8 protein-coding genes are annotated in these 12,129 nt (G+C 42.4%); 6 read left to right on the plus strand and 2 right to left on the minus strand.

Translation table 11 applies throughout. The features are described from left to right. The first annotated feature begins 278 nt into the window (after window positions 1-278). From B5Y40_RS11550 to B5Y40_RS11560, 3 genes are all read left to right on the plus strand, one after another. Complete coding sequence (locus tag B5Y40_RS11550) at window positions 279-887, plus strand: CGNR zinc finger domain-containing protein (protein ID WP_079686803.1); 609 nt, start codon at window positions 279-281, stop codon at window positions 885-887. Window positions 888-911: 24 nt separating this feature from the next. Next, window positions 912-1,817: a TolB family protein gene (locus tag B5Y40_RS11555; RefSeq protein WP_159453675.1), complete on the plus strand. Its 906-nt coding sequence runs from the start codon at window positions 912-914 to the stop codon at window positions 1,815-1,817. 347 nt (window positions 1,818-2,164) lie between these two features. Then, a complete protein-coding gene (locus B5Y40_RS11560; RefSeq protein WP_079686805.1) occupies window positions 2,165-3,283 on the plus strand; it encodes an epoxide hydrolase family protein in 1,119 nt (372 codons plus the stop codon). 154 nt (window positions 3,284-3,437) lie between these two features. On the opposite strand, the gene B5Y40_RS11565 is transcribed toward B5Y40_RS11560, so the two are convergent. Continuing rightward, window positions 3,438-4,358 (minus strand): helix-turn-helix domain-containing protein, encoded by a 921-nt coding sequence (locus B5Y40_RS11565; protein WP_079686806.1) that lies wholly within the window; start codon window positions 4,356-4,358, stop codon window positions 3,438-3,440. 103 nt (window positions 4,359-4,461) lie between these two features. Beyond that, a complete protein-coding gene (locus B5Y40_RS11570) occupies window positions 4,462-5,310 on the minus strand; it encodes an SDR family NAD(P)-dependent oxidoreductase (protein WP_079686807.1) in 849 nt (282 codons plus the stop codon). 365 nt (window positions 5,311-5,675) lie between these two features. Here B5Y40_RS11570 and B5Y40_RS11575 point away from each other — a divergent pair, with 365 nt between their 5' ends. The 3 genes from B5Y40_RS11575 to B5Y40_RS11585 all read left to right on the plus strand — a co-directional run bounded on the left by B5Y40_RS11575 (window position 5,676) and on the right by B5Y40_RS11585 (window position 11,868). Beyond that, on the plus strand, window positions 5,676-6,506 hold the full coding sequence (locus tag B5Y40_RS11575; RefSeq protein WP_079686808.1) for a polysaccharide deacetylase family protein: 831 nt from the start codon (window positions 5,676-5,678) through the stop codon (window positions 6,504-6,506). Between the two features lie 261 nt (window positions 6,507-6,767). Further along, entirely contained in the window at window positions 6,768-6,962 is a 195-nt protein-coding gene (locus B5Y40_RS11580; RefSeq protein ID WP_079686809.1) for a cold-shock protein, read from the plus strand. A gap of 565 nt (window positions 6,963-7,527) precedes the next feature. Further along, a complete protein-coding gene (locus B5Y40_RS11585) occupies window positions 7,528-11,868 on the plus strand; it encodes a hybrid sensor histidine kinase/response regulator (protein WP_079686810.1) in 4,341 nt (1,446 codons plus the stop codon). Window positions 11,869-12,129 lie beyond the last annotated feature (261 nt).

Here is a 12,129-nt window from a genome sequence, read left to right on the forward strand (position 1 = left end):
AAAGAATAATTCTGCACACGTGTCGCGTGTGTCTGCTAAAGCAACGCCCATCAACGGATCTTCATGATTCTGTCCAGATGGTGAAACTACAGTCTTTCACCAACAAAATCATTACTAAAGTCAAGTATACTCTCTCTGCGTGTTCAATCGAATGGCTAGTATAAATAGCAGAAAAGCCTTTAATGATGATTTTACCACCTAAAAGTGTTTTACAGGTGAAAAATATACTTTACCTTTAAAACACTTTTAGATGGTAAAGTAGTTTATAGGCTATTGTGATGAGAACACTCGAAAATCTTCAACTGGACGGAGGATGTCTTGCATTTGATTTCATTAACACTGTAAATACGCGAAAGCCAGCACCAGAATTTGAGTATCTGAAGACATTCGAGGATTTTCTCAAGTGGTCAGCAAAGGCAGGGGCGCTTCGTGGAAAAAGATTACAGGCAATCCGCAAATATACCGCCGCAAAACAGCGGCTAGCTTCAGTACAGCTTGGTGATGTTATTGACGTGCGCGAAAATCTATACCAGCTTTTTTCAGCCATCGCCGCAGGTAAATCACCCGATGAAACGGCGGTGAACACATTCAACGAACGGCTTTCCATTGCTTTTCAAAAGATCGTCATACACGTTAACGCCAGCACGACTGTGGTTCAATTTAACAGCGATGAAGTGTCAGTCGAGGAGCCATTAAATATCATTATGAAATCTGCTTTCGATATCCTGACCGGTGAAGACTTCCACCGGATAAAGGAGTGCCCACGCTGCGGATGGATTTTTCTGGACACCTCTAAGAATGGCACCCGCCGGTGGTGTGATATGAAGGTATGCGGCAGCCGCGAAAAAGCACTCGAATACTATCACAGAAAAACAAAAAACTCCTGACCACATATGATTTTAAATGTGTCCATGAGAATCATTCTCTTTATTACGATCACCCTTGTAACGACTCAATGTACCCTCAAACCTGGTCCTCCAACTTCTTTTCGTTATCCCGAACCCCAACCTGATTCTGTCGTTATACCTTTTCTACCGGGCATTGTAAACGGTGACTCGCTTGACTTTAATGCAGCCTTCTCTCCGGACGGGAAGCATTTTTACTTCTCCAGATCAAACCAGGGAAAATGGATGATATATAGGACTGAACGAAACGAAAGCACATGGAACAAACCCGTACTGGCACCCTTTACAGAGAAGGAGTATTCACAGGCTGACCCTTTCTTTACCTGTGATGGAACTCTATACTATATATCCAACAGACCACGGCATGCCCGCGATACTGTTTCGGATTATGATATCTGGTTCGTTCGTCCACAGGATGATGGTTCATGGACAGCCCCTGAAAATCTGGAAGCAGTAAACTCGGATAGTACCGAATACTACGTCTCGCTTTCTACCAACGGAAATATATACTTTGCATCCAATCGTATTGGGACACTGGGATCACACGACATCTATGTAAGCAGGTATATCAACGGCCTTTACACCACACCGGAAAACCTGGGACCGGCCATCAACTCCCAACAGATGGAACACGATCCGATGATTTCACCAGATGAACAGCATCTGATCTTCACTTCCGTTGGCAGGGCTGATTCATACGGTAGTGGTGATCTTTACTATACATCTCGTAAAAGTGATGGCACCTGGGCACCGGCCAGGAACATGGGTAACAAATTCAATACCGAGAGCTACGAGTATTGCACATACCTCACACCGGACAATCAATACGTTTTTTATAGCACGGACTATGATGTGAAGTGGATCTCCGCCCGGTATCTTCCCTGGAACATACACCCGGAAGTCACGAAGTAAACTATACCAGACCGAAACTATATATACAGATATAAATTTAAAGTTGTTTTCTTCGTAAATAAGGTAAGAAATGCAGAAGAAGTTAAATCTGAAATCTTTTAATCTTTACGAGTTCCTAAAACATCAGAATACACACGGCTTTAGTTTATCATTTTTCTTAGCCGATCGCCATACCTATAAAAACGCTCACGTCAATTTTCCATTCCGGACATTTTCATATGGTAATAGCTTTGTTTCTACAAACCCCATAACTAAAAAGACATATGAACAAATTGTACTCGGTCCTGGTCGTGTTACTCATATTGAACATCACGAATTCTTATTGTCAAACTAAAAAAATATCCCCCATGAAAAACGTAACAGAATTTAAAGTAAATGTGCCTGAGCAAGTATTGGATGATTTAAAAAAACGATTACAAAATACGCGGTGGCCGGGCGAAGCCGAGAGTTCTGGCTGGAATTTTGGTACCAGCGAGTCTTACCTGCGCGGTCTGGTTCAATACTGGCTCACCGGTTATGACTGGCGCAAGCAAGAATCACTTCTCAATAAGTACCCACAATACACCGCAGAGGTAAAGGGCGTAAAGATTCACTTTCAATACATCAAAGGAAAAGGTAAAAATCCTAAGCCACTCATCTTAACGCACGGCTGGCCTGACAGCTATTACCGTTTTCATAAAATCATTCCACTGCTAACAGAAGGCGAGCAAAGTTTTGATCTGGTGATACCGTCTATTCCTGGCTTTGGTTTTTCTGACAAAGTCGCTTTAACCAGCGAAGCAGTTGCTGACCTGTGGAAAGTGTTAATGACAGAAAACCTCAGCTACGATAAATTTTATGCTGCCGGTGGTGATATAGGCATGGGGGTTAACAAAGCACTGGCTTCTAAATATCCTCAAATCGTGGCGGGCGTACATTTCACTGATATAGGTTATCCGATGGGGCAGGAGGACCCGGCTACTATGAGCGAAGCTGAAAAACAATTTGCACAGTTCGTACAACAATGGTGGTACGCAGAGGGAGCCTATGCCATGGTTCATTCCACTAAGCCCCAGTCGTTGGCGTACGGCTTGAATGATTCACCTGCTGCACTTGCCGGCTGGATACTTAGCTTCGTTCATAGTGGAGCTACAACTGATTTACTGGAGCGTTCGTTTGGCGATAAAGATGCCTTGCTTACCAACATCATGATCTATTGGGTAACACAAACTATTGGAACCTCCGTGAGAATGTATAAAGTTGATGCTATGGCTCAATGGAGTGGCGCTCAACCACTGCAGAAAAGCAACGTGCCTGCGGGCATATCACTTTTTCCCAGAGAAGCACAATTTCCAAAAGAATGGGCAGAGCGTTTTGTGAATGTAACAAGCTACAGGAAGATGAAAGAAGGTGGACACTTCGCTGCCCTCGAAGTGCCGGATGTCTTTGCAGACGAGCTTCGAAGTTTCTTTTATAGCATTAAATAAACTACAACTAAGAAATAGGCAAACAGAAAAAGTTATATGCTATATATAGCATATAACTTTTTCTGAATCGAACCGAATGCTATTTACTCGGAAAGAGATTGGCTGCACAATAAGGAATGTGTATGGTAGTATATCTATAGCCCTGCCATTCCGTTCAATTAAACGATTGACGAAATTCCAGGGGTGAAAGCTTTGTTTTCGATTTGAAGAGCTTGCTGAAAGACTGCGAGTGTTCAAAGCCCAGGGCGAAAGCCACTTCACTTACCGAAAGATTGGTGGTCGATAACTTTTCTTTTGCCTTTTCGATAAGTTTATCATGAATGTGCTGCTGCGCATTTTGCCCGGTGAGGGACCGCAGCATATCGCTTAGATAGCTTGGTGAAAGATTTAAATGTTCTGCAAAGTACCCGACGGTAGGCAGCCCTTGTCTTAAGTATATTTCATTGTTAAAGTAATCGTCAAACAAGTCTTCCAGTTTTTGAAGAAGATTGTTGCTTACGGCTTTTCGTGTTATAAACTGACGTTTATAAAATCGATCAGCGTAGTTTAGCAGTAACTCTATCTGTGAGACAACAACGGTCTGGCTAAGCTCATCAATCCTGCTGTTCAATTCCGTTTCAATCATTTTAAAAATGGAAATAACGGTTGCTTTTTCTTCATCTGAAAGATGTAGTGCTTCATTGGTGGAGTAGGAGAAGAAGCCATACTGCTTAACGGTTTTAGCCAGGGGATAACCTAAAAAGAAATCGGGATGAATGAGCAACGTATATTCAGAGCATACGGCGGGTTCGTTATCAAACCTGCCAATAATCTGGCCGGGAGAAGCAAACAATAATCCGCCTTCATCAAAATCATAATAGCTCTGGCCATACTTTACTTTGCCACTAAGTTTTGGTTTGTAAGAAATTTTATAAAACCCCAATACATGTTGCTGGGGAAGTCCGTCAAATTGAACTTGATCATTCAAACCATTAATTATACCGATGAGCGGATGCTTAGGTTTAGACAAGCCGAAAGCCTGGTAAGCATCTGACAAAGACTCAAACTTGTGCGGGATATTTTCTTCTTTTTTCATCTGCTGCACGTTAAAACGATAACCGATACGATTTTAAATATCGGTTATCATTCTTCCTTTATCAAGGGTTCTTATATGCGTCTTATTCTATCGTCACTATAGTTTACTTTGGATTGCCCTGCGCTGCATCAGACACAGACGCCCATGCTTCCCAGACGGCCAGCCTCTCTTGGTAGGCGGTACGCACCCATGGCAAACATTGGCTGCCTAAAAAGAATCTCAATGGAGGATGCTCGGCATCAACGATCTTAAAGAGGGCCTCCGGAGTGGCGCTGGGATCACCACGTTCCATAGTTTTTAAACCCTCGAAAAATTTTGCTTTAAAATCAGTATATATATCAAGGCTTGTTGAAGACTTCAAAGATTCCGGGCTTCCGAACTCCGTGGCATAGGCTCCAGGTTCAATGATGGTGACCTTGATTCCAAACGCTTTAACTTCTGCTGCCAGGCTTTCATGAATAGCTTCGAATGCCCATTTTGAAGAGCAATAGTAGCCAATCACCGGTAAGGTTACATGACCGAGATTACTGGAGGTCCCCAGTATGTGTCCACCGCCCTGCTTTCTAAGCAGAGGCAATGCGGCCTGGATGACAGACAGCGCACCGAAAACATTTGTTTCATACATGGCTTTAACATCATCAGCACCGGCCTCTTCTATGGTGCCAACCAATGCATAGCCGGCATTGTTAAGGACGATATCGAGCCTTCCGAAATGCGCATGTCCCTGCTCCACGGTGGCCTTCACCTGGTCTGGTTTGGTGACATCAAGTTCAAGGGGCAAAACAAGTTCACCATACTTGTCTTTGAGATCGGAGATACTAGCCAATGTACGCGCTGTAGCAACGACCTTGTCGCCACGCTTGAGTGCAGCCTCTGTCCAGACACGTCCAAAACCGCGGGAAGCTCCCGTGATAAACCATACTTTGTGTGTTTCATTTTGATATGACATCATTCTATATTTTTTTGTGATAACACCACAAATGTGAAAGGTTATTACGTTGGACCTGTAGCCGAAATCAGGACTTTTGTAGTCGAAATGAGGAAATGCAGATTTGCCGATGAAACGAGGTCAGTGATACATTAGTATTATCAATTCAGGCTATATTTAGGTGTGGATCATCTGGATTACAAATTGAATATCACGTAATTAATAGCAAGCGTATATATAGCGGTGCAAGAAAAAAATGAAAGCAAAATACGGCTTTATGCCAAGGGGTGAACGTGTATATACCGTAAGATCATTTTTTACAAAAGTTTAAAGTAGTTAAATTGATACTTTCATATACTTTACTATATCATTCTAAAGCTTAATCTTTTATGATGTCAATATTGAAGTTCTGTGTTATCAGCGTTCTTGTTTTCTTTTATACATCGACTGTTACTGCGCAAGGGCAACCGGCAAGAACAAAAAGAAAAGCAATTATATGCCTTACGTATGACGATGCCCTGAACTCACAGTTAGAAAATGCAATTCCTCAGTTGGACTCCTTTGGAATGAAGGGTACATTTTTTCTAAACTCCATTCCAGGCTCAACCGATGTTATTGGAAAAGGGTCCGATATATTGCTTAAATGGAAGCAGGCTTCAAGCCGCGGTCATGAATTAGGCAATCACACTTTGTTTCATCCTTGCCCGCAAAAACTCGGGTGGCAAAAGGATATAGCCATCGAGGCCTACACACTTGAGCAGTTGTTAAACGAAGTACAGACGGCGCATCTTTATATCGATCAGCTTGAGGGCAAACGTGCTAAAAGAAGTTTTGCATATCCATGCAACAATTTTGAAGTTCAGAAAAAAGATTACTCTGAACGCCTGCGTACCTTCGGGTTTATCTCATACGCCAGGGCGGGTGGCGATAACACCAGCATTGTTACGGACTTCAGTGGCCTGGATAAGATGAAAGTACCCAGTTGGCATGTTATGGAAGGCACTACAGGAAGCCAGTTGATTGCTTATGTTGATGAGGCTATAAAAGCAGGAGGGCTCGGTATATTTCAATTTCACGGCATCGAAGGGTCGTTGTTTCGAATTTCGAATGAGGCGCATTTACAACTTTTAAAATACCTGAAGGAAAACCAGGATAAAGTTACAGTCGCCACTTTTTCGGATGCCATGAAAATGGTTGAAGGCATGAACCTGTCCAAGTAAAACACCGGTATATATAGCGTTGTACCTGAGGCGCGCTGCGGTCTTATGGAAGCTTTTTGCGTACATTATAAAAAGTTATCATGATTTTTAAATATATTTTCGTATATTGCGGAGCATTTAAGAAAATGTGTCTTCAGCGAGTTCCTGCTATTCAGTTCCTGTTGTTCTCACCATTCTGATTTAAAAGTGCACTACGTAGCTTCACAATGAGGATAGTCTTATTGTGGTCTAATTTTTAGAATCTTTAATTTAATATAATACATAATGCAAGGAACAGTTAAGTTTTTTAATGAATCGAAAGGTTTTGGATTCATCACACCATCACACCCAGGCGCAGATATTTTCGTACACATATCTGGAACTATCGATGACATTCGCGAACGCGATAAAGTCGAATATGAAGAAGAAAGAGGCAAAAAAGGAATGAACGCCATCAACGTTACCATACTGGACTAATCTGATTTTTCAGGCTAAATATTTAAAATGGACCGCCAATTAAGGCGGTCTTTTTTTATGCCCCTATATTTCCAAAATGAGTCCTGGTACCCGGATCTGGTTGGAGATTATCATCAAAGAGAAAAGATAATTCAATTTTATAAATTTACTTCTCAGCGTTCCGGCATAAAAGAGTTTTCAATTCTCATCTAATCCTATATATAGTAAATGCTAAGTATATAGCTTGTCTTTAAGTAACGCTGTATTGTTCTGTTGTACCTGCATATACCACCGTATACTTGGTTGCTATAGTTCAGCAAGACCTTTCGTTTAGGAAGTTGCCCCGCGAGAAGGTTGTAAAATTCTTGTCAGTTACACCTAGCATTGGTCTTCATTGCCGTCATAATTCTTGAGTAGCTCACTCGAAGTCCAGCTACTTTTTTGTATTTTCAAACGGATTCAGTAAGCGTTCAAACTGCTAAATATATCATGGGCAAAAGTTTGAAACAGATGTGATAACAATGAATTAGTTAATCGTATACTGGTTACATTTTCATGCGATAGTGAAGGATTGAAAACTAGATGAATGAAAAAATATTTTCTATTTCTGTTGGTTTCGATATTGGCCGTGCAAGGACTCGATGCACAGAATTCTGCTTTTGAATTTAAGAACTTATTGGAGGAGCCTAAAAGTAAAGTAAGAAAATATACTACAAAGAATGGCTTTCCTCTCAAGGTGCTCGATTGCATTACGCAGGACAAAGATGGGCTCATGTGGTTTGCTGCCGAGGATGGACTGGCACGCTTCGATGGTAATTCCTTTAAGGTATTTAAAAACGATCCGGATAATCCCTATAGTATATCTCATAATTATATTCAATGGGTCTTTACCGATTCGGACGGCACCTTATGGACTTCCTCTCCCAAAGGACTCAATCGCTTTGATTCAAAAACAGAACGGTTTACCCACTATCATCATAACCCGGAAGATAAAAATTCACTTGTTGGCGATAATGTAGTCTTTATCACAGGAAGCCCTACCGGGAATTTATGGATCGCTTCTGCTGCAGACGGTTTTACTTACTATGACCGGAGCAACAAAAAGTTTATTCAGTATTCTCACAACAATTTACCAGGGCTGTCCCATTCGGAAGTAGTGCTCCTTTATGAAGATCACCAGGGTTTGCTATGGGTGGGTACGCTGGGAGGTGGATTGATTGTATTCAAGACAAAGGATGGTATAGTAACTCAGAAAATAGAGGAGCTCTCCCGCAAGGATTTATTGCCTTCTCCTCACATCAGATGCTTTAGTCCTGATCACCTGGGCAATCTTTGGATAGGCACTTCAGAAGGACTGGTTTTCTTCAATCGGAAACAACAAAGCTTTCAAGTACTCAATAAAAACAATAGCGCCCTGCGAGGTAACATCATCCGGGCGCTTGGTCAGGACAGCAGGCATAACCTCTGGATTGCAGTAGAAGATAAAGGCCTGCACCGGATTTCTTTGCATGACTTTGACGGTCAATCGACCAGTAGCCTCACCGTTGAACACCAGTCAGGTGAAGAAGAATATAGGATTTATAGGCACACCATCCATGCTATATATGAAGATCGGGATCATAACCTGTGGCTGGGAACCAACGGGGATGGTGTCCAAATGATCAGTGGTATATCTGAAAAATTTACACGCATCGAGCGGAAGCAAACCGGAGAATACGAAGGAGTTTATTTGCGCTTCTGGGGAATGTGCACCGACAAGGAAGGTAATCTCTGGCTTGGATCAGACGGAGACGGCATTTATAAATATAGTAGTCGTGGTCAACTGCTCAGGCACTACTATGCCGATGGTAAAAAAGGAAGCTTAACCAATAATGCTATTCTATGCGCCTACCGGGATCATAGTAATACACTTTGGTTTGGCACCTATGCACAAGGCTTATTTCTCTATGATGAAAAAACAGATTCGTTCTTTAATTACGCACATAATCCTGCCGATTCATCAAGCCTGGCGGATAATGATTTGCGCGTGATCTTCGAAGATTCCAAACACAATATATGGGTAGGCAGCAATGGGGGAGGTTTAAATTTACTTAATAAACAAACCGGCAAGTTCACGCATTACGCCTCTAAATATACCGAGACCAGCAGAGGGAGTGTACGAGCCATTATTGAAGATAAACATGGAGGACTATGGATTGGCTGCCATGGCGAAGGGCTTCAATATCTTGATCCGAAGAAGGAAAAACTTCAACGATATTTAAATCGCCCGGAAGATGAAAATGCACTCCCCAGTAATATAGTATATGCGCTTCATCTGGATCGTCAGGGAAAACTATGGATAGGAACTGAAGGCACAGGTTTAGCTATCTATGATCTGGAGCGACAAACGCTGGAGCGGTTCACAGAGAAAGAAGGATTGGGTGGCAGTACAGTGTATGCTTTGCTTGAAGACAAGGAAGGGAACCTTTGGATGAGTACCAACAGTGGAGTGTCCAAATGGGATGGGCGTGAGAAAAAATTTTATAACTATGATGGCTCAGACGGGCTGCAGAACGGAAAGTTTAATTCAAGTTCTTTTTTGTATGATAAGACTCTCGGCTTAATGGCTTTTGCAGGAACAGAAGGCGTCACACTCTTTCGTCCAGAGCAGATCAAGCAGAACCTGCAGCCACCCAAGGTAATGATCACAGGATTTCAGTTGTTTAATAAACCTGTAGAGGTAAACGCTTCCGCTCAGCAAGGACTTGTATTAAAACAAGCTATTCATGAGAGTAAAGAAATTACACTGCGTTATAACCAGTCTGTATTCACATTCGAATATACCGCTTTAAATTATGCTTACCCTGAGAAATGTGCATACGCCTATAAAATGGAAGGCTTTGACAAAGATTGGAATTACGTTGATACCAAGCGCACGGCAACCTATACAAACCTGGATCCCGGAGAGTATATATTCCGCGTAAAGGCAAGTAATGATGATGGTGTCTGGAATGAGCAAGGTGCTTCCATCGCGCTCATCATTACACCGCCGTACTGGAAAACCTGGTGGTTTCAAACCATGATAGCATGTATTGTTATCGGGTCGGTATATACTTTCTTCAAGGGCAGAGTTAACGCTGTCAAAAGACAGAAGGCAGAACTTGAAGAACAGGTTCGCCAGCAAACAGCAGAGGTTGTATCCCAGAAGGAAGCGTTGGAAGTTCAGGCTCAAAACCTACAGGCGCTCAACGAACAATTGCAGGCACAAACCGATTTCCTGGGTGTAGTCAATGACGAACTAAAGCAACAAAAAGAAGAAAATATAGCGAAACGTCAAGACGCTGAAAAAGCAAGAGAGGAAGCCGAGCGAGCCCGGCAGGATGCTGAACGTGCAAATCAGGCCAAGAGTATTTTTCTGGCCACCATGAGTCATGAAATACGAACGCCTATGAATGGTGTACTGGGAATGGCATCGTTGTTAGCAGAAACACCGCTTACTGCCGAACAGCAAGAGTATACCGATACAATTCGCAGCAGTGGTGATGCCTTGCTCACCGTCATCAACGACATCCTTGACTTCTCTAAAATTGAATCCGGAAATCTTGAACTCGATTACAACGGTTTCGATATGCGCCAATGCCTGGAAGAAGTAATGGATGTGTTCTCCACCAAAGCATCTCAAAAAGGATTGGACCTGGTTTATCAAATCGATTATCAAATACCCGCGCAGATTATAGGGGATAGTCACCGGCTACGACAAATACTACTAAACCTGATTAGCAACGCTATGAAGTTTACTCACAAAGGAGAAATTTTTGTGGGGGTAGATTTACTGGAGTCCAACAACGATCAGCTCCTGCTTGCCTTTCAGATAAGGGATACCGGTATAGGTATAGCGCAGGATAAAATTTCCCGGCTGTTCAAAGCTTTCTCTCAGGTAGATTCTTCTACTACGCGTAGATACGGTGGCACCGGGTTAGGCCTGGTGATCAGTCAGCGGCTGGTCGAGTTAATGGGGGGTACCATTACAGTTGAAAGTCATGAGGGTGTTGGTACTATATTTAGTTTTACCATCAAGAGTAAAGCAAGTCAGGAATCCATTCGTCAATACGTGCATTGCAACACTGTGGGAAACGATGGCAAAAAAGTTCTGCTGGTCGATGACAACGCAACAAACCTTACGATACTGCGAACCCAGCTTGAACTATGGAGGCTATCGCCTACACTGGCGATTTCAGCCAAGCAGGCACTGGATATACTCACCCATCACGAAGGGTTTGATCTGGTAATTACTGATATGCAAATGCCGGATATGGATGGTGTACAGTTGTCTCAACGCATCAAAGCAAAACATCCGCGACTACCTATAGTCTTGTTGAGCTCGGTGGGAGATGAGAGTAAGAAAAAATATCCTGATTTGTTCACCTCTGTACTCAACAAGCCGGTAAAGCAACAGCAGTTGTGCAGGGTTATCCAGTCAGCACTCAGACCCAATGGAACGCTTCTCACAGCGGAAGTTCAGCATGCACAGCAAGTATTGTCGGAAGAGTTTGCAGAGAAATATCCGCTGCGGATTCTTATCGCTGAAGATAATCCGGTAAATCAGAAGCTCGCGATACGAGTTCTTAACAAGTTAGGGTATAAAGAAATTGACACGGCTCAAAATGGTGTGGAAGTACTTGAAAGATTAGCCATCCAGCATTACGAAATAATCTTGATGGATGTACAAATGCCTGAGATGGATGGACTGGAAGCTACCCGGAGAATACGCGCGAAAGAAGATGAACGACCTGTGATTATAGCCATGACTGCCAATGCTATGCAAGGTGATCGTGAAGAATGCCTGCGCGCTGGCATGGATGACTATATCAGCAAGCCTATTAAGCTTGAAGTCGTAGTGAATATACTTGAAAAGTGGGCTTTGGAAGTAAAACGAAAAAATCAGTAAGCCTTGATCGAATAAGGCCAGAAAGCGCAATGCGTAAATATATAGTTATACATAATGTCAGTGTGTTTTCACATCTCTTTATGCTTTGCTCGCGGAGAGGTTTTTAGTATGCTTCAACTTAATATTAGGATTAGCGTGATATAAGTGGTATATTACATGGCATTTAAGAAATGTCTTCAATACTTCCTATTCTCAGGGCTTTTTATTGTACACATCCTTAATTTATAATGTTCTGTAGATCCACTTTCCGGATCGAAATAG

It is taken from the genome of Ohtaekwangia koreensis (assembly GCF_900167975.1).
GTDB classification, from domain to species: domain Bacteria; phylum Bacteroidota; class Bacteroidia; order Cytophagales; family Cyclobacteriaceae; genus Ohtaekwangia; species Ohtaekwangia koreensis.